Here is a 21,870-nt window from a genome sequence, read left to right on the forward strand (position 1 = left end):
CTTTGTGCCTGTGATTCAGCGGTTGTGAACCTGATGCGCTCGCCCTGTGGGCATGATCCGCGTTTGCTGCGAGGCGTCGGATCGTGGTAGAATATCGGCTCCCTGAGCGTAGTATCGTTGGAGGCAAGAATGAGTCACAAGGCTTTGACCGTCGGGTTCGACATCGGTTCGGTCAGCATCAACACCGTCATCTGCACACAAAACGGCGACCTGCTCGCCGAGCTGCCCTACCAGCGCCATTTCGGCCGCACGCTCGAACTGTGCGCCCGCACGCTGGCCCAGATCGAAAAAGAATACGGCCCCGAGAGCGTTTCCCGAGTCGTGTTCACCGGAACCCACGGCGAAGCCATCGCCGGCGCCGTCAATACGTATTTCGAGATCGAGACGACCGCGCAGACGCGCGGTCTGCACCGGCTGATGCCCGAAGCCCGCTCCGTGGTTTCGATCGGCGGCCACGACTCGGCCCTGCTGCTCGTCTCGGCCGCGAAAGATGGCTTCCTGCTCGAGGATTTCAAGCTGAACGAGGCCTGCGCCGCCGGCACCGGCAGCTTCATCGACCAGCAGGCCGAGCGCATTTTCTCCGACCACCAGGAGTTCGAGAAGATCGAAGACCCGCAGAAGCGCATCGAGGCGATTCTCCAGAAGTTCATCGCCGAAGGCCGCGCCTCCGACCACCCCGCCAACGTCGCCTGCCGCTGCACGGTGTTCACGAAGTCCGACATGATCCACCTGCAAAACAAGGGCATCCCGGTGAAGCACATCATCGCCGGCCTGCACGAGGGCGTCGCGAAGAACTTCAAGTCGACCCTCATCAACAACCGCACTCTCGCCGAGCCCGTCGCCTTCATCGGTGGTTACGCCACGAACGACCTCGCCCGCACGGCGTTTTCAAAGATTCTCGGCGTGAACGTCGTCGTCCCTCGACACCACACCGGCGTCGGCGCCCTCGGCGTCGCCCTCTCGGCCATCGCTTCGGGAAACGGCCGCGCGGTTCGCAGCGCCGAGATCGCGAGCCTCAAGAGCGACGCGGCGTTCAAGGCCCCGACCGTCTCCCCGCTCTGCCAGAAGCTCGCCCCGTTCACCCCGTGCGGCGAATCTGCCGGCCTGCCGTCCGGCAAAGATAAAATAGACGTTTATATGGGTTTCGACATCGGCTCGACGACGACGAAACTCGTGCTCATGGGCCTCGACCACCGCATCATCTACAAGCGGTACATCCCGACCGAGGGCCAGCCCGTCACTGCGATCAAGAAGTGCCTGACGCACATGAAGCAGCAGATCGACGTGTCGCGCGTGAACGTGCTCGGCGTGGGCACCACCGGCTCGGGTCGCGAAGTCGCGAACCTGTTCGTCGGCGCCGACGACGTCGTGAATGAGGTCACCGCCCACGCGCGCGGCACGACCCAGTTCCGGCCCGACGTCGACACGATCTTCGAGCTCGGCGGCCAGGACGCCAAATACACCTCGCTGAACCAGGCCTTCGTCGTCGATTTCCGCATGAACAAGGTCTGCGCGGCCGGCACCGGCAGTTTCCTCGAGGAGACCGCCAACAAGCTCGGCATCGACATCGCCGGCGAATACGAGAGCCTCGCGCTCGCCGCGAAGACGCCGTTCAAGCTGACCGAGCGCTGCACGGTGTACATGGAATCCGACCTGATGTCCTACCTGCAGATGGGCGCGGCCCGCGAAGACCTGCTGGCCGGGCTCTCGCGCGCCGTCGTCCACAACTACCTCAACCGCGTCGTCCAGGACGGCAAGATCGGCAAGGTGATCAGCTTCCAGGGCGGCCCCTCGCTGAACAAGTCGGTCGTGGCGGCCTTCGAAGCCGTCGTCGGCAAGCCGATCGTCACGCTGCCCCACCGCGAGGTGATGGGCGCGATCGGCGCGGCGCTGCACGCCCGCGACGAGGCCGAGGCGGCCGCCCGGCGCGGCGAGACGGTGAAGCCGAGCCGGTTCCGCGGCTGGAGCGTCGTCGACGCGGCGTTCACGCACACCGAGGAAGTCTGCAAGCGCAACCCGAACTGCCACAACCTGTGCAAGCTCCAGATCTACCGCATCGGCGGCGACGAGGCCGTGTACGGCGGCGAGTGCGGCATGTATGAGTCGCGCGCCAAGGCTACCGTGCGCGCTCCCGACTACAACCGCATCCGGCAGAACCTGTATTTCAAGGCCATGCAGGGCAAGTATCGCGTGCTCGACGAGGAGCCGGCGCAGACCGTTTCCGCCGAAGGGAAGAAGCGACCGACGCTGGGCATTCCCCGCTCGCTCAGTTTCTTCCAGATGGGGCTATTCTGGGTGCACCTGATGGACCGCCTCGGCTTCGACGTCGTGATCACGCCCGAGACCGACAATCGAATTGTAGATGCCGGTATAGAAGCGATGACCTGCGAGGCCTGCTTCCCGGTGAAGATCTCGCACGGCCACGCGAGCAGGCTGAAGGGCCGCGTCGACTGGCTGTTCCTGCCCATGATGATCGAGATGGAGGCGCCGGCCAACAAGAAGGGCTACTACTGCCCCTACCTCGAGGCGAACAGCTTCATGCTGAAGGCCGCGCTCAAGCTCGACGACAAGACCACCCTCATGCCCGCGATCTACCTGAAATACGGCCGCGACGGGCTGGTCAAGGCGTTCCGCGAGGAGTTCGCCCGGGTCGGTCTGCCGTTCGACCAGAAGGCGTTCGCCGCGGCGTATGACGAGGCGTGGGCCGCGCACACGGCGTTCATCCGCGAGCTGCGCTCGCTCGGAAAAACCGTGCTCGAGAAGCTCGGCGACCGGCGCGCGATCGTCGTCGTCGGCCGGCCCTACAGCGCCTACGACTCGCGCACGAACCTGAACCTGTTCGCCACGTTCAGCCGGCTCGGCGTCATCGCGATCCCGCAGGAACTGCTGGACCTCGACCCGATCGAGATCGAGGACGACTACCCCAACATGTACTGGGGCTTCGGCGACAAGATTTTAAAAACTTCACGATATATAAATAACGACAAGCGGCTGTTCGGGCTGTATCTGACGAGCTTCTCGTGCGGCCCCGACTCGTTCATCCTGCACTTCTTCAACGACGAGATGAACCGCACGGGCCGGCCGTATCTCGAGCTCGAGCTCGACGAGCACTCGGCCGGCGCCGGCGTCGAGACGCGCCTGCTGGCCTTCATCGACGTCATCAAGAACCAGCGCGACGTCCGCACCCTGCCCCAGGGCGTCAGCGTCATCGCCCGCAAGGCCCGGGCCCCTCTGCAGGGACGCACGATCTACCTGCCCAAGATGTCGCAGGGCTCGTATGCCCTTGCGGCCGCGTTCGACGGCGTCGGCTGCAAGGCCGAGGTGATGCCGACCTACACGACGGCGGGCCTCGAGTTCGGCAAGAGCAACACCTCGGGCAAGGAGTGCTTCCCCTGCACCGTCACGACCGGCGACATGTTCGAGACCGTCACGAAACTGCGCGAGCAGGGCCGCGACGTCGAGAACGAGATCGCCTTCTTCATGCCCGAGACCGAGGGGCCGTGCCGGTTCGGGCAGTACAACTACCTGCACCGCATGCTGCTCCAGCGGTACGGCTGCGGCGGCATCCCGATCCTCTCGCCCAGCTCCGAGGACAGCTACCGCTGCAAGGGCTTCTTCTCCGACGAACAGGCGGGCCAGTTCCGCGGCCTCGCCTGGCAGGCGATCGTGTACACCGACATGATCGAAAAGTCGCTCTGGCGCGTGCGGCCCTACGAGAAGGTGAAGGGGACGACCGACGCGGTGTTCGCCGAAGCCCTGCGTGAAGGCGTCGAGGCGACCCGGGCAGGCGGAGGATTAAAGCTGATCAAGGCCGCCCGCCGCGCGGCCGCGAAGTTCTCCGCGATCGAGCGCGATGAAAAGACCCGGCCGCTCGTCGGTATCGTGGGCGAAATATATGTTCGCACACATAACGAGAGCAACCAGGAGCTCGTCCGGACCCTCGAGTCGATGGGCTGCGAGACGTTCACCAGCTCGATCGGCGAGTGGATCGACTACACGACCCACACCAGCATCGAGGACGCGCACGGCCGCTGGAAGGACAGCCGCACGTGGGACAACGGCCGCGAGCTCGCCAAGTCGTGGCTGATCGGCAAGGGACAGCGCATCGTCGCGAAGATGCTGGGCCTGCCCTTCGCGAAACTGCTCCACGGCCGCTTCGACCACTCGACCGAGCACCTGCTCGACCTCGTCGAGGGCATCTTCTCGAACCACATCAACGGCGAGGCGATCCTCTCGATCGGCGGCGCGTTCGCCTTCCGCGAGCACGGCTTCGACGGCGTCGTGAACGCCATGCCCTTCACCTGCATGCCGAGTACAATAGCAAGCGCTATTCTCAAGGTCCACATGCGCCGGAAGATGCCCTTCGTCGACATGGTCTACGACGGCACGATCCTTCCCAACCGCAACACGAACCTCGCCACCTTCGCCTTCCAGGCGAAGCAGCAGCAGGAAGCCCGCCGCAACAGATAAAACAATCACCACAAAGATACTCCGTTGAAAAATGTTCTGTTTTCAGGAACGCATCCGCAGATGAAGGGCAGATAAGAACGAACGTCTGAAACGAGCTTTTTTTCGCCAGGGATCGGAAACTCCGGGGGAAGAAGGTTTTCAGCGTTTCATCCGCGAAATCTGCTTCATCAGCGTCATCTGCGGATTGGTTCTCGAAGTGAAACATACATACCAGACACGAAGACACAAAGGTTGTCATTCAATCTTTGTGTCTTCGTGCCTTTGTGGCGAATGAATTTCCGTGTCGCGCCGGCCTCTTGTGGGAGTGACTTACAGGGCTCCCTGGGCGGCGTTGTCCAGCACTTTCCAGACGTCGATGGCGGCGGGGAGGGGCTTGCGGAGTTCGGAGAGGGAGAGCACCGGCCCTTTGCCCGTGTTCATGCGGAGCTGGAACGCCTTGATGTTCACGCCGTTTTCCGTCTTTTCGAGCTGGCCGATCGGGAAACTGACCGAGAACGCATCGGCGGCGCCGACGACGACGCTCCAGTTGTCGGGCAGTTCGGGCGCGGCGTTGAAATTCGACATGTCCAGGAACATGAGGCGGTCTTTCTGGAAACGGACGAGCAGTTTCGCATTCACCTCGATCGGGCCGTCGCTCTCACGGTATTTTCCGACGACCCACAGCCGGGTCGTTTCGGTCGCGGCGGGATCGACGAGGGTGCAGAGCACGTCCGAGGGCAGCTCCTCGATCGTGCCGATCGCTTCGCGCTCGAACATGAGATCGAGCGGCGCCATCGGCACGGGCGCGCGCGGCGCCATTCCAAGCTTGATATACAGACGGTCTTCGCCGTTCTCGAAGGCGTAGCCCTGCCGGAACGTCCAGAGTTCGGGCGCCCGAAACAGGAACTCGGTCTTGCCGGTGTCGACAAGCTTCTGCAGGAGGGGTTTCACCTCGCCGAGCAGTGACGCGTCTTCGGTGGCTGCGCGGATCAGGTCTTTGAAGGCTTCGAGGACGTCACCCTGGATGATCGCGACGCGGCCGGCACGGAGCAACAGGGCGGGAGACGGCTTGCCCTTCTCGAGCGCCGCCTGCAGTTCGTCCTGCACCGCGGCCGCCAGGCCCTCGTCGTCGCGGGCGAGGATGTCGGGGTTCAGATCTGCGGCTTTTTCCAGGGCATCGATCGCCGGGCCGTTCTCCTTGCGCGACCAGTGGGCCATGGCGAGATCGAACAAGGCTTCGGGCTTGTTGCCGGCAGCGGCCTCCTTCGCCTTGGCGAGCTCCTTGTCGCCGGCCCGGGGCCGGATCTTGCGCACGGGCTCGACGTAGGGCCTGGGCTTCGATTCGCGAATCTCGAAATGTCCGACTTCGGGCCCCCAGTGCCAGTTCGTGTAGACCTCCTCACGCGGGAAGAGGCGCCCCGTCAGCCGGCGGTTGTCCGATTTGCGCTTCTCGTTCGCCTCGCGCTCGAGCCGCTCGCGGCATTTTTTCACCCAGAAGACCGACAGCAGATCTTTCTCGTCGAGGGCCCGCATCGACTCGAACACGGCCTGCGCCTCTTCGTACCGGCGCCGGTTGAAGAGATCCTGGCCGGCCGAGAACAGGCGCGACATTTTCACGCTCAGCGGCGTGCGCGAATAATACGTCAGGTCGGGCGAGTCGGAGGTCATCGGCACGGTCTCGACCGCCGCCACGCCCCCCGTGAGAGCCAATCCCAGGGCGGAACAGATCAGGAAGCGTCTGGATGGGAAGTTCATAGGCTCAGTTCATTCACCTTCGTCCTGCGGTGCCATACCACCGAGAATATTTCGCATATCGGGGCTCTCGATGAGATTCTTCATCTTGTCGTTGTTCATCAGGAAATCGTAGTCGCCGCGCTGAATCGCCTCCATGATCTCGGGGTCCTGGAGGACGTTCTGCATCGCCTCGTTCTGGCCAAGGTTGGAGATGTTGTCCATGAACGAGCCGTCCATCAGCATCGACTGGACCTGGCTGTCGACCGTCTTCTGCTGCTGGCGCAGATCGTCGGAAGCCGGGCCTGCAGCCCCATCCTGCGCGGGCGGGGCCTTTTCCGGGGGAACGCCCTCACGGATCGCCGGGCCTCCGGGCTTCACGTGACCGGCGGTTGCCGGGGTCAGTCGGGATTTCGGCGAAGTCCGGGGCTGTCCGTTCTCTGCCGCCGGCTCGTCGCCCATCGTCAGGGTGAGAACCTTGTCGGCCGGAATTTTCACCTCGCCGAGGGCTTCCGTCTTCAGGAGATAGACGCCGTTCTTGAACTCGACCAGTTCGCCGCGGAGGGTCGACGCGTCCTTGAGCGTCATCGTCACCCTCGGCTCGGCGGCTGTTGCTGATACGACTGAAACGGCAAGGGCGACTGCCAGGGCGATAATCCATCGCATATCGTTCACGTCCTTCCACATCACCTGGAACATCTCGTGCCGCTAGTCTATCCCGCATGGCTCAAGCTCGTCAAATCCCCGGACGCCGGGCGATACCTGACGCACTTGCATATTCGACTTTTATATATCATTAGTTTTGCAACAAGAGAAAACACATGGCACCTAAAACTGGCTCCGAAAGAGCGTTTCCAAGCCTTCTCGGCATTTTCTTTTTCGGCGTATTGACCCTGCCGGACGCGTCTCCTATAATATCCGCAATCCGGCATGACGAATTTTTTTTGAGGGGAGCGAATCATGATCCAGAGAAACGAAATATACAAGTGCTCGCACTGCGGGAACATCGTCGAGGTCGTCCACGGCAGCGGCCCGGTGGTTGTCTGCTGCGGCGAACCCATGGCGAAACTTGTCGAGAACACCGTCGACGCGTCGAAAGAGAAGCACGTTCCGGTCATCGAGCGCCAGAACGGCGGCATTCTCGTGAAGGTCGGCAGCGTCGCCCACCCGATGGAAGAGAAGCATTACATCGAGATGATCCAGCTGATCGTCGACAACAAGGTCTGCACCCAGTTTCTGAAGCCGGGCGACAAGCCCGAGGCTTTCTTCCCCGTTTCGGCCGCCGCCGTGACCGTGCGCGAATACTGCAACCTGCACGGTCTCTGGAAGAGCGAAGGCTGATCTCACGCGTTCTCCCCGGGCCAACGATAGGGTAACGTCAGCAATCCGGAGGGAGGACGCAGCATGCGCGACGTCATTTAGACAGCCGCGGGGGCGGCTGGCCTTACGGTCTGCCGCCCCCGCCATACGCCTTCGACGAAGCCTGCGTTTTCTTTCCGCGCCACGATCGGGCCGGTCACGCTTCCACTGCAAGGGAAGCAGACCGGCTCGACTTGTCCGTCTCTGAAACCCCTCAGCACGCGCGATCAGTATCTCCGTTTCGGGCGCATGTTCCTGCGGCGCTCCTTCTGCACCGTCTTCGGGGCGGGATCGGGAACCGGGAACGTGAGATGGCCCGACCTGGAGGCGCCCGAAGGATCGGAACCGGTGAGCGAGATCGTCCCGCCGGAAGGCAGGCCGTCGTCACGCAGGATCAGTCCATCCATCTGGAGCAGCATTTTCCATGGGCGGCCCCAGGCGTCAAAACCCTCGACGGTCAGTTTGCCGTCCAGAACGCCGGTCTGGGTCATTGAACCGCGGATCACGACGCCGCTCCGGCCGCGCGCCCTGAACGCGAGGTCGGCATGAATGTGGCCGGCAACGGGCCGGATGCGGCCGTCGAGGCGGGTCTGGAACGCGCCGTATTTTCTATATTCCCAGGCATCGTATGAGCGGTCACGGACGACCGTCTCGTCGGCCCGGGCTTCGAACCTCGGCATGACGGGGAACGCCCCGAGCCCGAGCAACGCGGCGCAACTTTTTCCCGTGGTGAGAACCTGCCCGAGAGCCTCGTTGCTCCGGGGTTCGTCGACAAGGCGCCGGAGAGCGGCGAGGCTTCGGGAAAGTCTCCTGACGACAGCGGCCTGTTCCGTCGTCAGGACGATTCCCTCGGAATTTTGCGGCATCCCCGTTCGGACGGACTCTCCTGGTAATGCGGGAAGGACGGACATCGGGGGCGGCGGCGGGAAGGCTGAGGAGGAGGGGGGCGCCAGCGGCGAGGGCGGCGGGGGAGGCATGACGGCGGTGACCGGCGGCTGGAAACTCTCGGACCCCGGCGCGGATTCGGCTTGAGGCGGGGCCGAGGCGACGCCCGGAAGCGAGGAAACGGCCGGGAGCGCGCCGCTGACGGGCAGAGGCGGCGGGGGAGGCGCGGGCGGCATGGTCTCGTTGCTGAGCAGCGGGGCATCGGGCGTGGGCGGAAGCGCCGGAGCCGGAGGACCTGGCTGGGTCATGGCCGGCGGCATCTGGAACGCCGGCGGCGGTTCCGTGACCGTTTCCGCTGCCAGAGCGGCGGGCAGGAGGAGGGCGCAGGCAACCGCGGCGCGCCACGTCGTGTTTCTCATGCTGATTCCCCTTCACTGTGTGATATTGCGACAGCCGTGTTTCTCAAGCATACCCGGCACTCTCCCGTCTGGCAACAATTTCATCACCCGTTCCCCCCTCAACCGATTCTGGCCGGCGCCTGCCGCACACAGCCGCGCACACTCTCAGAAATTGCCTCTTGAAAATCAAAGTGTCCTGAGGTATACTCAAATTCACCCAAGGGGCTGTAGCTCAGCTGGGAGAGCGCGACATTCGCATTGTCGAGGCCGTCGGTTCGATCCCGATCAGCTCCACTGAAGGACAATCTCAGATTGTCTGCAAAATTCTAAGAAACCCGCTGATAAAGCGGGTTTTTTTGCTTTCATTGAGCCCTGCGGAATGAAAATTACCCGTTCTCCCTGAGCTCGTCGAAGGGCGAGAGGCCGTCGCGCCAATCATGGGGCCGCGTGTATCCAAACGACTCGATCGCGAGGATCTCTTGACACCACGCTGCTATTTGCGTAATATGGAAAATATGAATTCAAAACCTTGCTGCGATCCGAAAAAACTGCGCCGCCCGGTGCAGATTTTGAAAGCTCTCGCCCACCCCGTCCGGCTGTATCTCGTCATGGAACTGGCCCACGGCGAAAAGTGCGTCAACGAACTGACCGGCCAGGCGTGCTGCGACATTTCCACGGTTTCGAGGCACCTCAGCCAGCTGAGGAACGCGGGCATCGTCGACGATGAAAAGCGTGGTCTCCAGGTGTTCTATCGTCTGCGCGCGCCCTGCCTGCTCGATTTCATATCATGCCTCGGCAATGTCCCGCTCGGTCATACCGATCTCACCGACAGCGAGACGGCGGATCTGCTGAACGACGCGTGCAGAATCTCCGCCGCCCGGCAGAATCAGGCCCCGGCGAAGCAGCGGCGCGGTGCGAGCAGTAAACGATGACATCCTGAACGCCATTCCCCGCATGTCAGACATCAACCGAAAAAAAGGAGACTCTATGAAAATTCAGATTTTGGGTACGGGCTGTGCAAAATGCAAGAAGCTGGCTGAAAACGCCGAAACGGCCGCGAAGGAGATGCAGCTTTCTTACGAACTGGTGAAGGTCACCAATCTCCAGGAGATCATGAAATTCGGCGTCATGATGACGCCGGCCCTTGCCGTGGACGGGAAGGTCCTTCTGACCGGCAAGGTGCCCGAAGCGGCAGCGATCAAGCCGCTTCTCGAAAAGATTCAGTAAAGCATCCTCCATCATCTTCAGCCGACGGAGCAACCATGAAATTTTCATCAATAGTGAAGTCTATAGCTTTTGTCGCAGGAACACTGTTTGTCGCACATCTTTTCGATGGGGGGACGTGTTCATGCGGAAGCATGATCACGCCCGCGACGGCGCAGGAAGCCTCTGCCACGGTCGAAACTGCAGCTCCCGCAGCAGCGCCGGTTTCATCCACGATCGATGCGGTGCAGGCGACACCGGCCCCCGCCGGTGCAACCGGCACGGAAATCTCCGCAACGGCCGTTCCGACCCCTGGCCCGAGGCCGAAACTGGTCGATCTCGGAGCGGGGAAGTGCATTCCCTGCAAGAAAATGGCCCCGATCCTCGAAGAGGCGAAGAAGCTGTATGAGGGGAAGGCCGATATCGAATTCATCGATGTCTGGGAGAACAGATCGGCCGGCGAGCCATACGGCATCCGCATGATTCCGACACAGATCTTCTTCGACGCAACGGGCAAGGAAGTCTTTCGGCATGAAGGCTTCTTCCCGATGGAAGACATCCAGAAACAATTCGAAAGCATGGGTGTGACACTGCAATAAGGAATGACGATCGGCACGAGCATCGCACGCCTCGGGACCCATGCAGGGCTCCGGTCGAACGATGAATACCACTTCGTATAAACGAGGATAACATGGGAAAGAGTGTTCCACAGATAGATCCGGAAGCCATCAGGGAGCGCGTGAGAAACGGGTATGCGGCGATTGCCGTGGGAACCACGTCCTCCTGCTGCGGCTCGGGCGCGGCAGGCAGCACGAGTTGCTGCGGCGCGGCCGCCCCGGAAAAACTGGCGCGCGATCTGGGTTACGACGAGGCCGAACTGGCGGTTCTTCCGGAAGGAGCCAACATGGGCCTGTCCTGCGGGAATCCTGCCGCGATCGCAGCGCTGAATCCCGGCGAAACCGTTCTCGACCTCGGGAGCGGCGGGGGGTTCGACGTGTTCGTCGCGGGGCGCAGAGTCGGAGCGACCGGCCGCGTCATCGGCATCGACATGACCCCCGAGATGCTCGCAAAAGCACGGAAGAATATCGCTTCTTATACAAAAAATACCGGTTTCGCCAACGTCGAGTTCCGTCTCGGCGAAATCGAGCACCTGCCCGTGGCGGATGCATCGGTCGACGTCGTGATCTCCAACTGCGTTTTGAATCTTTCGCCCGACAAACCGCAGGTCTGGCGCGATATCGCCCGCGTCCTCAAGCCGGGCGGGCGGGCCGCCATATCCGACATCGCCCTGGTCCAGGCGTTGCCCGAAGCACTGAAACACTCCATCGCCGCTCTTGTCGGTTGTATTGCCGGCGCCATTGAAATTCGCGAAACAGAACGGCTGATTCGCGAGGCGGGCCTCGAGACCGTCGAAGTCATTCAGAAACCCCAGGCAATCGCGGCAATGACGAGCGGCAACGATCCGATGTTCAAGGAGGTCCTTGCCGCCCTTCCAGCCGGAAAGGCACTCACGGATTTCGTAACCAGCATTGTCATTACAGCGCGAAAACCTGGCTGACCCTCAGAACGGAAAGCCAACGATGGCGCGATACACCAGATCGCTGACGTGATCCTGCAACAAGCCTGACGCGTCCGATCTCGAGCTTCCAGGAACCAGGGGGGATCTTGGCGCTGATGAAATCTGACATTTCCGGGAGGAAGGCATGGTGCATCTGACCGGAAAATCCGTCTATCAATCGCTGCTGGATCGGATCAACGCCTTTCCAGCGGGAGCGCCTCCTTCCGAACTGGTGGAAAAAATCCTGGCCGTCCTGTTCACCCCCGATGAAGCGGCGTTGGTTGCCCGTCTGCCGATTCGAAGTTTCCGGGCATCCAAAGCGGCTGCCCTCTGGGGGATGGACGTGGCAAAAGCCAGGGACATCTGCAGAAAACTCGCCGACAAAGGTCTGCTGGTCGATGTGGAACGTGATGGGAAGGCCGAATACACGCTTCCTCCGCCGATGGCCGGCTTTTTCGAGTTCGCCTTGATGCGGGTCCGGCCCGATATCGATCAGAAGGCCTTGAGCGAGCTTTTCTACCAGTATCTCAACGTCGAGGAAGACTTCATCAAGGATCTCTTTTCATTCGAAACCCAACTGGGAAGGGCCTACGTCAACGAGGAAGCCCTTTCCACCGGGCCTTCCCTTCAGGTCCTGGACTTCGACCGGGTGTCGTTTCTCGTCCAGGAGGCTTCTGCGGCTGCCGTCGGTATCTGCTACTGTCGCCACAAGATGTCCCATGTCGGGCGGGCCTGCACGAATCGCCAGGACAACTGCATCACGCTCAACTCCGCCGCCAGGTCCCTCATCAAGCACGGCATTGCGAGGGAGATCAGCAAGGCCGAAGCTATGGAGATCTTCCGGGACGCCAGGTCGTCTCGTCTCGTCCAATTCGGGGAAAATGTCAGGGAAGGGGTCAACTTCATCTGCAACTGCTGCAAATGCTGTTGCGAAGGAATGATTGCCGCTCGCCGCTTCGGCTGGCTTCATCCGGTTCATGCAACCGCCTTCCAGCCGGAGGAAGTCTCAGGAATGTGCCGCAACTGCGGGAAATGCCTTTCCTCTTGTCCGGTCGATGCCATTTCACGGGCGCACCCACCCGATGCCCCCCAGCCGGGCCAGGGGCGAAACCTGCACATCGACCTCGACGTCTGTCTCGGCTGTGGGGTGTGTGTCGCCCACTGTCCCGCGCGGGCGCTCCAGCTCCGGCCCAGGAAAGACAGGATCCTGACCCCGGTCAACACGACCCACCGCGTGGTTCTGCAAGCCATCGAAAAGGGAACCCTGCAAAACCTGATCTTCGATTGCCAGGCCCTTGCGAGCCACCGGGCGATGGCGGCCATCCTCGGGGTCATTTTGCGATTGCCTCCCGTGAAGCAGATCATGGCCAGCAAGCAGATGAAATCGGTGTTTCTCGATTGGCTTCTGGGGAAATTTCCCGCCTTCAAGGCACAGGCCGGATCGCCGCATCCGGTCGAACCCCATGCCACGGGCGGCTGTTCTGCCGATGGGCAGAATCAGAATTCGGCACCAAGGAAACAGTCATGAACGAGTTCTTTCAGACCTATGGTCTCCTCATCGACGGGATTCTCCATCTTTCTCCGAAGGAAGCCTTCGAGCTGGTGTCGAAGGGGGCCACGATCGTGGATGTTCGCGAAGAACGGGAGATGAACGGGAAGCAATTCGCCATCGGGAACGTGATAGCCATTCCCTTCAGCGCGCTTCCGACTGAATATCACACACTATCGAAAGAAGCGCCGCTGATCATTGCCGATTCCGTCGGTCTGAAGAGCAAAAAAGCCGTTCTTTTCCTCCTGAGCCAGGGATACACGAAAATCGCCAATCTCAACGGGGGAATCATTGATTGGGAGACGGCTGGGCTACCGACCGACGTCAACGATGACGAGGTGCTGATCGGCCAGTGCTCCTGCCAACTCCGACCGAAAAAAGCATGGCGTCCCAGGAACCCCTGACGACGCCGGCCAGCGAATACGACTGCAGTGGAGAAATGCGAGTGATTTGTAAGAAGGCAACTCCATGGATGACGGAACCCGAGGTGGCGGAACTCCTTGCCGGCATCAATGATTTCCTTGCCGGGCACGTCCGTTGAATCATCTCGATTTCATCGTAAAAATCTGGAAACCCAACAAGAAAAGGGGGATGACCGATGAGTGACGTTCTAGAAATCACCTACGACAAATTCATCTTTCGCGTGAAGACCGACTGCCTCTATACGAGAGAGGGCTTCTGGGCGCACGTGGAGAATCAGACAGCCACGGTTGGAGTGACGGACTTCCAGCAGAAGATCATGGGCGACGTTGCCTATCTGGGCACCGTCGACCCGGGAACGGAAGTCCGCCAGGGACAGGCGTTCGGCCAGATCGAGACCATCAAGGCGACTGCAGATATCCTCTCGCCCGTTTCGGGCAAAGTGGCGGAGGTGAACCCGCAGATGCAGGAAAGCCCATTCCTTATCAACCAGGACCCGCACGGGGCCGGCTGGATTTACCGCATCGATCTGACGAATCTTGCGGAAGACATGAAGGGGCTGATCACTGCTGAAGCGTATTGCGAGTTCATGAAGGACAGACTCGAGAAAGAGGCGCGCAAATAGCATGGATACCTCAAGGAAGGTTGTTGTTCTGCCCTGCAGCGGCATCGGCAAAGCTTACGGAGCCTTGTCCCGGGAGATCGCCTACGAACTGGCGGAGCGCGTCCGACCGGACAAAACGGCGATGACCTGCCTGCCGCTCCTGGTGATCAGCGATTCTGACGCCCTGAAGCTCGTCAGGGAGAATCCCGTCATAACGATCGACGGCTGTCCGCTGGAATGCGCCCGGAAAAGCCTCGAGGCCGTGGGCGCAAAGCCGGCGCATGCCTGCCAGTCATTCAAATTTTATGTGGCCCACAAAGAGCTCAAGCCGGAAGGCGTGGCCCAGCTGAATGAAGCTGGCCGCAAGCTGGCGGGACTTGCCGCCGACGAACTGGCTGCAACGGTGGACAGGCTGATCGCCGGGGAGGATGCGTGATGGAGACGCGTGTGAAAATCGGAATCGTTTCATGCAGCGGTGAGGAGCGGCCCGAAGGAACGGTCTGCCGCATGGCCTGTCGGAGACTGCTGGAGCAGGCGACCGACAAAACCGTCACGATCTGCCTGCCCCTGTTCATCGCAGGCGGAAGAGAGGAACGGACCTTCGCCACGAAATACCCCACGATCACGGTGGACGGCTGCGAGAAACGCTGCGCCGCACGAGCCACGGAAACCCTGTCGGCAAAACCTCGCATGACGCTGCTCATCCCGGAGATTCTTCAAAAACACGGTCTCGCGGTTCCGAAGAAACGTCGGAACTACGGACCGGATGAGGAACCCGCGATTCAGGCGGTCATCGAGGAGCTTGCCGGGGCCGTCGAAACGGTGCTGGCGAACATCTGAATTTCGGACACCTCACGGCAGGGGAAAGTATTATATGGCTATATATACGAACAAAGTGGAATGGCGTGGGAATCACCTGGGGTACACCTGGTGCCAAAACGGTGTGGAGATGGAGTTTTCCGCGCCGCCAGACCTTCACGGTTTGCCGAATGTGATGACCCCCGAGGATGCGTTCATCGCGTCATCGAACACGTGCTACTTCATGATGGTCCTCTGGGCCGCCGAACGGTTCAAACTGGCTCTGGTGAGCCTGGAGTGCCATGCCGAAGGCGAGGTCGAGGAGTTCCTCGACCGCACGTCGTGGTTCAAAAAGGTCACCCTGCGCCCCAGGATCGTCGTCAACGGTCAGTCCCGGGCATACATCCAGCGGGCTCTCGATATGGCCCTGAAATACTCCACCATCAACCAGTCGCTCAAGTCACAGATCGTCATCGAACCGGAGATCATCATCCAGGGCGGCGAAAAAACGAGTGGATGATCAGACATATTCAATAAATAAGGTTATATAGAATACGTCGTCGTCGAACGACGATACTTGAAAATGAAAGGATCATTTCATGGGAACGTTACTTGGCATGCTCAAAGGAACACCGCTGACCCCGGACGTGAAGAAGCGGATCGCCGAAGCCGAAAAAGCGCTGGCGAACGTCAAAGCCCTGGAATCGAAGACCGAGTCGCTCATGAAGAAAGGTAAGGCTCTCGAAGCGGAGAACAAGCGGCTCCAGGCTGAGATTCGGAAACTGAAAACCGAAGGCACCAACGATCGACAGCGTTTGTGCAGGCTCGAAAAAACGCAGGAACACATTCTGCAGCTCATTGCCCGCAATCCGCTGATCACGAGGAAAAAAATTTCCAGCGCCATCAAGCAGAGCATGGATTCGACGACCGCACATCTTTCCGATCTTTTTCTCCTGGGTCTCATTCATAAATCCGTGCATGTCAGGCACATGTTCCAGGCGGCCCTCCCGGACGAGTTTTCCATCACTCCCGAAGGGATGGAGTATCTGGAAGCCCGCAATCTGCTCGATTAGATGAAATATCGCATACTCTATCTTTGCACGGGAAATTCATGCCGGAGCCAGATGGCCGAAGGCTGGACCCGGCCCCTCTGGCCCGACCTTTTCGACGTTCAATCGGCCGGTGTCACGGCGAATGGGCTGGACGAAGATGCCGTGAAGGTCATGGCCGAGAAGGGAGTCGACATTTCCAGGCACCAGTCGAAAACGCTCGATACTCTGCCCTGTCTCACCTATGATTTCGTCATCACCGTCTGCAGCCATGCCGACGAGACTTGTCCGGTCTTTCCCGGCCGGACGCGAAGGCTTCATCATGGCTTCGATGACCCGCCGCGACTCGCCCTGGCGGCAAAAACCCCCGAAGAGGCTTTGTCTCATTACCGGCGAGTGCGCGATGAAATAGGCGCATTCGTTACCCAGCTGCCGCAATTTCTTCACCTCCAGGAGGCCACACATGAGTGACGGTATTTCCCAGAAGTTGTCCTTTCTTGACCGGTATCTGACGCTCTGGATCTTTCTCGCCATGGGCATCGGCGTGGGGATCGGCTATGTCGCGCCGGCCGCCACCGAGGCGTTCAATGTGACGTTTTCCGTCGGCACGACGAACATACCAATTGCTATAGGCCTCATCCTGATGATGTATCCGCCCCTCGCGAAAGTGAAATACGAAGAACTGGGCGACGCATTCAAAGACTGGAAGGTGCTGGTTCTGTCCCTGGTCCAGAACTGGATCATCGGGCCGGTCCTGATGTTCCTGCTGGCGATCACATTCCTTCGCGACAATTCCCAATACATGGTCGGCCTCATCATGATCGGCCTGGCGCGATGCATCGCCATGGTCATCGTCTGGAACGATCTCGCGGAAGGCGATACCGAATACTGCGCCGGCCTGGTGGCGTTCAACAGCATCTTCCAGGTGCTGTTTTTCAGCGTGTATGCCTGGTTTTTCATCACGATCCTGCCGCCCTATTTCGGGCTGCACGGCGTTGCTGTCGACATCAGCATCGGCCAGATCGCCGAAAGCGTCTTCATTTACCTGGGCATCCCGTTCATCGCCGGCGTGATGACGCGGTTCCTGCTCATCAAGGCCAAAAGCAAGGAGTGGTATCACGCCGAGTTCATTCCCCGCATCAGCCCGATCACGCTGATCGCCCTTCTCTTCACGATCGTCGTGATGTTCAGCCTCAAGGGGCAGCTCATCGTCAGCATCCCGACGGACGTGTTGCGCATCGCCGTTCCGCTGTTGATCTACTTCGTCGTGATGTTCCTCGTCAGTTTCTTCATGGGCACGAAGCTGGGCGCCGGCTACAAGAAAACCTCGACCCTTTCCTTCACGGCGGCGAGCAACAACTTCGAGCTGGCCATCGCCGTCGCGGTTGCCGTCTTCGGCATCAAGCACGGCGCCGCCTTTGCGGCCGTCATCGGGCCTCTCGTCGAGGTGCCGGTCCTGATCGGCCTCGTGAATGTCGCCCTGTTCTTCCGGAAGAGGTTTTTCATCCAAAAGGCATGCAGCGATTGACCCTGGCTGGCATGCCGAAAACCACAGGCATGGGCCAACGGAAGAATAGTTGACGGTATAACATCACCTGGAATCGACGGTGGCAACCACAGGTTCCCGGTGATGTCTTTTTCTCGGGCTCACACGAAACACGACAATCACGTGCCTGCTCGATACCGTTCGTACGGAGGCTGTCGAAGCGCGAGTGCTCTCGTCCTTCGGCAGCCTCAGGGCGAACGGCTGGTTTTCATTCCGCAGGATTCATGAACCGAAGAAAGCACCGAACGTCATTCCCACGATGGTGGCCATGATGATGACGAGGCTGACGAAGACCACGGTTTTTTTCGGGCCCATGATCTGATTGATGACCAGCATATTGGGCAGGGAAAGCGCAGGCCCGGCGAGCAGCAGGGCAAGTGCGGGGCCCTTTCCCATGCCGCTGCCGATCAGGCCCTGCACGATGGGCACTTCGGTAAGGGTGGCGAAATACATGAACGCGCCGAACACGGATGCGAAGAGGTTTGCAAAGAGGGAATTGCCGCCGACCATCGATTTGACCCATTCGCTGGGAATCAAGCCTTCGTGACCGACTCGCCCGAGCAGCAGACCGGCGACGACCACGCCGCCGAGGAGCAGCGGGAGAATCATCCTGGCATTTTCCCAGCTGGCTCCGAACCAGTCCTTCGACTCGTCTTCAGATGTGGAGGTCACGGCACTCAATGCGACCGTCACGGCCACAAACGGCACCAGGGGATTCGCAGGAGCGGCCAGATAGGCAATCACGCCCGCCCCGGCGGTGACGCCGACGCGCCACCAGGCCATCTTCAGGATCGTCCCGAGAATGACGAGCAGGGCGATGGCAAACGCGGCCGTGACCGCCCATTTGTTGCTCCAGATGCTTTTCCACGGGCTGTCCGGGATCGTGCGGCCGGTGACGTCGGCCAGAGGAACGGTTTGAATCGTGGCGGGCGCCCAGTCGCGCCCCTGGGCGGAAGCGATCTTCACCTTGATGTCGGCGAACCCCTCGATCTCTTCCTGGACGTCGCCGCTGATGACCGCCCCGTCGCGAAGCGTCAATTCGACGCTTTGCGGCTTGCCCCAGTTGGCGAAGACCAGGACGCCGATCATGGCGCCGAAAAAGACGATGTTGTGCCACAGGGGGCGAACGTTTTCGGGCTCGGGCATCTGTGCGGCGGCAAGCGCCTTCGCATCTTCTTCTTCCCGGAAGATGAGATGCATCAGCAGACCGATGATCACGCTGAACGCGATCGCCCCGATCGCGCGGGCGATCCCGATGTCCAGGCCGAGAATGCGGGCGCTCATGACGATTGCCAGGATGTTGATTCCAGGGCCGGAATACAGGAACGCGCACGCCGGGCCAAGCCCCGCGCCCATCTTGTAGATGCCGTTGAACAGCGGCAGAACCGTGCAGGAGCACACAGCCAGAATGGAACCCGATACCGACGCCACGCCGTATGCCAGGATCTTATTTGCGTTCGGCCCCAGATATTTCATGACGGAGTCCTGGCTGATGAAGATGGTGATCGCCCCGGCGATGAAGAACGCCGGAACCAGGCACAGCAGGACATGCTCGCGGGCATACCATTTCACCAGATATAATGCTTCCATGATCGCGTTGTCGAAACGCGGGGTGCCGACAGGCAGAAAATAACAGCCCAGAAACACGGCAACCATTGCCAGAAGCGTTTTCCATTCATCTTTCCAGTTCATGACTCATTCCTCGATTCAAGGATTGTTTCTGCACGCACGGTTTCAAGAACGCAAAAAATACACACCGACCCCGATGATCAATACACCGGCGATCTTTTTGATGCCCCTTACGGCCCGATTCATGTGATGCGAGTCGGCCAGCGTCTGGACGGTACCGACCGAGATGCCCGCAATCAGGATCAGCACGGAGTGACCGAGGCCGTAGAGGAACAGAAGTGTTCCGGCTTTCGGAACCCCGATCTCGGGCACGAGGCTTGCCAGCAGCATGAGTACCGGCCCTGAGCACGGCATCGACACGAGGCCGAAGAGGAAGCCCAATATAGTCACACCTACAATTCCACCCCACCGGCCGACCGGCAGGTTTCCCACGCCGGGGAGATGAAAGTCGAACAGGAGATGCGCCCCCAGGAAAAAGCAGATGACGGCGATCACGTATTTCCACTGGGGACCGCTGAGATAGGGTGCGATCGCCGCCGAAACGGAGAAGAGCACGGCCAATTCGAGAGCGAAACCGAACACGAAAAAGAAACTGAACATGCTCGCCCGCTTCCAGGCGTTCTCGCCTTCGGCATATCCGCCCACGACCCCGATGATCAAGGGAACCGTGGCCAGAACGCAGGGGTTGAGGGCCGTCAGCACCCCGCCGCCGAACGCCGCCGCCGGGGCAAGCCAGCTCGAACTGGCAATGACATCAGCAAGTTGTGATTCAATAGCGCCAAAATCCATCGTCTTGCCTCCTTACTTCTGCAGCAGCTTTTTCATTTCTTCGACCGTCGGAATTTTCCCGGCGACTTTGACCGCCCCGTCCACAGCCATGGCCGGCGTCATCATGACTCCGAAATTCACAATGTCGTTGGGTTCTGTCACCTTGACAATTTCGTATGTCAGGTTCAGTTCATCTGCAGCCTGCATGGCGATCGCCGTAAGCTTGTGGCACTTTGCACATCCCATTCCCAAAATCTGAATCTTCATACGATCCCTCTTTCTTTCATAACGATTTTTTATGATTTTCGAACGCCTTGTCGGCGCAATCGAAGAAATCAAGGATGCAAGGCGTTTTCAGCGTATAAAAGACTTTCAGCCCTTCTTTTCTGAGGCTGACCAGGCCGACGTTTTTCATCACGGTGAGATGCTTGCTCATGATGGGCTGTTTGCAGCCGAACAGGTCGACCAGCTCGCACACACAGGTCGGACCATGCTCTTTGAGATAGTCGAGCACCCGCAGTCTCAGGGGATGCGCCAGCGCACCCGCGATATCAGCACGTCTGTCAAATTTCTTCAGGTCTTCATCCATGTATTCCAATATACCCATATTGGAATATAGTGTCAAGAACATTCGCGCACCCGCGCATGTGATGCGAAGTTCTATTGATTCCTGCAGAATGAAAGCCACCCGTTCGCCCTGAGCCTGTCGAAGGGCGAAATGAGGAATCATCTGCAAGTGGCTGTTCGTGCTTCGACAAGCTCAGCACGAACGGAGACACGAAGCTGGTTTTTGATATGCAGGACTCAATAACGTCCCTGCCGACACCCTTTTGCGGGGAAGCGCCATGGCGCAACTGCCGCTGCTGAGCTTCGGCATCACCGCCGCCCTTGCGTTCGTAGCAGTGGGTATCGTCGGGATTCACCCCGATTAGCGACCGGATCCCTCCGGGGTTTCCGCCATCATTCGTTCCGCAAATCGCGACGCCCGCTCAGGGTCCGTCTGCAGCAAGCCCTGGTGAGCCTCACGAGCGACGGCCGGGCGTTTCGCCCTGAGAGCGGATGTTCCAAAAGCCCACCAGACGTCGGCATTCCCAGTGTCCATCGCGAGGGCCCGCCGGTAGGCGCCGAACGCCTCGTCAAATTTTCCGCGTTCGGTCTGGATGTCGCCGAGCACGACGTAGGGCAGTGGGTCGTCGGTGAGATACTTCATCGCCTTGACGAGCGCGCCGGAAGCGAGATCGCTCCGTCCGAGCGCTTGGTGACTCTTCGCCAGAATGCAGCAGGAACGGCCGATATCGGGATCGACGATCTCCTGGAGGAGCGCCATCGAAATCCCGATGTCAAGCATCTCGACGGCTTTCGCGTGGGCGCCTGTCCGGGCATACAGTTCCCCGAGTTCGAGATACGCCACCACGGTTGCGGAACAGGCCTCCACCGACTTCCGATATTCGGCGATCGCCGCCTCGTCCTTCCCCTTCTCTTTCAGGGCCCTGGCCTTCTGCAGATGTTTCTGGGAAACCTCCAGCGCCCGCTGCTGGTCTTTTCCCGAATCTCTGGCGTCTCCCCTCCCCTGCGCACGGGCGGAGTCAACCGACAGCATCACCGACGAACACAGAAAGAGCATCATCACGCCCCGAAACAAACCCGTTCGCATCGCATTCTCCTGACCAGTCTCAACGTTTCCCCGGCGAACATCACATATTCCATTGTGCCATCACCAGCAAACTTTTTCCAGCAGGTCTCCGGAGTTGTCGCGCTCGTTCCTGCGGCGTCGTATTTATATTTATATATTTATTATAAAACACGGGCTTATCCTCGTTGCATGCGGTTTCACATCGGTGCGATTTCGGAGTTTTTTACAATTCCGGAGCAGCAATTCTCACTATGCGTTCTAGAGCGAGTTTGCGCTTGACACCGGATCGAT

Annotated in this window: 22 protein-coding genes, 1 tRNA gene and 1 pseudogene; 16 read left to right on the top strand and 8 right to left on the bottom strand. The window is 60.1% G+C overall.

The genetic code is table 11. The features are described 5' to 3' along the window. Window positions 1-129: 129 nt before the first annotated feature. Window positions 130-4,470 carry an acyl-CoA dehydratase activase gene (locus PLU72_14365; protein ID HOT29364.1) on the top strand — a complete coding sequence of 1,447 codons (4,341 nt, stop codon included), beginning with the start codon at window positions 130-132 and terminating at the stop codon, window positions 4,468-4,470. 309 nt (window positions 4,471-4,779) lie between these two features. Here PLU72_14365 and PLU72_14370 read toward each other — a convergent pair whose 3' ends face one another. Both PLU72_14370 and PLU72_14375 read right to left on the bottom strand, forming a co-directional pair. Further along, window positions 4,780-6,204 (bottom strand): hypothetical protein, encoded by a 1,425-nt coding sequence (locus PLU72_14370; protein HOT29365.1) that lies wholly within the window; start codon window positions 6,202-6,204, stop codon window positions 4,780-4,782. Window positions 6,205-6,213: 9 nt separating this feature from the next. Then, a complete protein-coding gene (locus tag PLU72_14375; GenBank protein HOT29366.1) occupies window positions 6,214-6,846 on the bottom strand; it encodes a hypothetical protein in 633 nt (210 codons plus the stop codon). A 294-nt stretch (window positions 6,847-7,140) separates the two neighbouring features. Here PLU72_14375 and PLU72_14380 point away from each other — a divergent pair, with 294 nt between their 5' ends. Then, window positions 7,141-7,521, top strand: coding sequence for a desulfoferrodoxin (locus PLU72_14380; GenBank protein HOT29367.1), 381 nt, complete (start codon window positions 7,141-7,143; stop codon window positions 7,519-7,521). Between the two features lie 245 nt (window positions 7,522-7,766). Here the strand turns inward: PLU72_14380 and PLU72_14385 are convergent, their stop codons facing one another. Beyond that, on the bottom strand, window positions 7,767-8,843 hold the full coding sequence (locus tag PLU72_14385; protein HOT29368.1) for a hypothetical protein: 1,077 nt from the start codon (window positions 8,841-8,843) through the stop codon (window positions 7,767-7,769). Window positions 8,844-9,043: 200 nt separating this feature from the next. Between PLU72_14385 and PLU72_14390 the strand changes: the two genes are divergently transcribed. The 14 genes and pseudogenes from PLU72_14390 to arsB all read left to right on the top strand — a co-directional run bounded on the left by PLU72_14390 (window position 9,044) and on the right by arsB (window position 17,531). After that, window positions 9,044-9,116 (top strand) — tRNA-Ala (locus PLU72_14390). 221 nt (window positions 9,117-9,337) lie between these two features. After that, window positions 9,338-9,616, top strand: a pseudogene (locus PLU72_14395) (metalloregulator ArsR/SmtB family transcription factor). 193 nt (window positions 9,617-9,809) lie between these two features. Beyond that, entirely contained in the window at window positions 9,810-10,049 is a 240-nt protein-coding gene (locus tag PLU72_14400; GenBank protein HOT29369.1) for a thioredoxin family protein, read from the top strand. Window positions 10,050-10,180: 131 nt separating this feature from the next. Continuing rightward, on the top strand, window positions 10,181-10,624 hold the full coding sequence (locus PLU72_14405) for a thioredoxin family protein (GenBank protein ID HOT29370.1): 444 nt from the start codon (window positions 10,181-10,183) through the stop codon (window positions 10,622-10,624). A 92-nt stretch (window positions 10,625-10,716) separates the two neighbouring features. Beyond that, the gene (arsM, locus tag PLU72_14410; protein HOT29371.1) at window positions 10,717-11,583 is read left to right on the top strand and encodes an arsenite methyltransferase; all 867 of its coding nucleotides are present in this window, start codon (window positions 10,717-10,719) and stop codon (window positions 11,581-11,583) included. A 145-nt stretch (window positions 11,584-11,728) separates the two neighbouring features. Then, window positions 11,729-13,111, top strand: coding sequence for a 4Fe-4S binding protein (locus PLU72_14415; GenBank protein HOT29372.1), 1,383 nt, complete (start codon window positions 11,729-11,731; stop codon window positions 13,109-13,111). After that, the gene (locus tag PLU72_14420) at window positions 13,108-13,536 is read left to right on the top strand and encodes a rhodanese-like domain-containing protein (protein HOT29373.1); all 429 of its coding nucleotides are present in this window, start codon (window positions 13,108-13,110) and stop codon (window positions 13,534-13,536) included. Before PLU72_14415 ends, PLU72_14420 begins: the two co-directional genes overlap by 4 nt. Before the next feature lie 194 nt (window positions 13,537-13,730). Next, window positions 13,731-14,177: a glycine cleavage system protein GcvH gene (gene gcvH / locus PLU72_14425; protein HOT29374.1), complete on the top strand. Its 447-nt coding sequence runs from the start codon at window positions 13,731-13,733 to the stop codon at window positions 14,175-14,177. A 1-nt stretch (window position 14,178) separates the two neighbouring features. Further along, window positions 14,179-14,592, top strand: a complete 414-nt coding sequence (locus tag PLU72_14430) for a putative zinc-binding protein (GenBank protein HOT29375.1) — start codon at window positions 14,179-14,181, stop codon at window positions 14,590-14,592. 11 nt (window positions 14,593-14,603) lie between these two features. Next, a complete protein-coding gene (locus tag PLU72_14435; protein HOT29376.1) occupies window positions 14,604-14,996 on the top strand; it encodes a putative zinc-binding protein in 393 nt (130 codons plus the stop codon). Between the two features lie 34 nt (window positions 14,997-15,030). Continuing rightward, window positions 15,031-15,474, top strand: coding sequence for an OsmC family protein (locus tag PLU72_14440; GenBank protein HOT29377.1), 444 nt, complete (start codon window positions 15,031-15,033; stop codon window positions 15,472-15,474). Window positions 15,475-15,553: 79 nt separating this feature from the next. Beyond that, the gene (locus PLU72_14445) at window positions 15,554-16,027 is read left to right on the top strand and encodes a hypothetical protein (GenBank protein HOT29378.1); all 474 of its coding nucleotides are present in this window, start codon (window positions 15,554-15,556) and stop codon (window positions 16,025-16,027) included. Beyond that, window positions 16,028-16,474 carry an arsenate reductase ArsC gene (locus PLU72_14450; protein HOT29379.1) on the top strand — a complete coding sequence of 149 codons (447 nt, stop codon included), beginning with the start codon at window positions 16,028-16,030 and terminating at the stop codon, window positions 16,472-16,474. Beyond that, entirely contained in the window at window positions 16,467-17,531 is a 1,065-nt protein-coding gene (gene arsB / locus PLU72_14455) for an ACR3 family arsenite efflux transporter (protein ID HOT29380.1), read from the top strand. Before PLU72_14450 ends, arsB begins: the two co-directional genes overlap by 8 nt. Window positions 17,532-17,771: 240 nt before the next feature. On the opposite strand, the gene PLU72_14460 is transcribed toward arsB, so the two are convergent. The 5 genes from PLU72_14460 to PLU72_14480 form a co-directional block, all read right to left on the bottom strand. Continuing rightward, window positions 17,772-19,241 (bottom strand): permease, encoded by a 1,470-nt coding sequence (locus PLU72_14460; protein ID HOT29381.1) that lies wholly within the window; start codon window positions 19,239-19,241, stop codon window positions 17,772-17,774. A 42-nt stretch (window positions 19,242-19,283) separates the two neighbouring features. Continuing rightward, complete coding sequence (locus tag PLU72_14465) at window positions 19,284-19,967, bottom strand: cytochrome c biogenesis protein CcdA (GenBank protein ID HOT29382.1); 684 nt, start codon at window positions 19,965-19,967, stop codon at window positions 19,284-19,286. A 12-nt stretch (window positions 19,968-19,979) separates the two neighbouring features. Further along, window positions 19,980-20,213 carry a thioredoxin family protein gene (locus PLU72_14470; protein ID HOT29383.1) on the bottom strand — a complete coding sequence of 78 codons (234 nt, stop codon included), beginning with the start codon at window positions 20,211-20,213 and terminating at the stop codon, window positions 19,980-19,982. A 16-nt stretch (window positions 20,214-20,229) separates the two neighbouring features. After that, the gene (locus tag PLU72_14475; GenBank protein HOT29384.1) at window positions 20,230-20,676 is read right to left on the bottom strand and encodes a metalloregulator ArsR/SmtB family transcription factor; all 447 of its coding nucleotides are present in this window, start codon (window positions 20,674-20,676) and stop codon (window positions 20,230-20,232) included. A gap of 198 nt (window positions 20,677-20,874) precedes the next feature. Next, a complete protein-coding gene (locus PLU72_14480; protein ID HOT29385.1) occupies window positions 20,875-21,600 on the bottom strand; it encodes a tetratricopeptide repeat protein in 726 nt (241 codons plus the stop codon). Window positions 21,601-21,870 lie beyond the last annotated feature (270 nt).

The organism is Candidatus Ozemobacteraceae bacterium, from assembly GCA_035373905.1.
Classification (GTDB): domain Bacteria; phylum Muiribacteriota; class Ozemobacteria; order Ozemobacterales; family Ozemobacteraceae; genus MWAR01.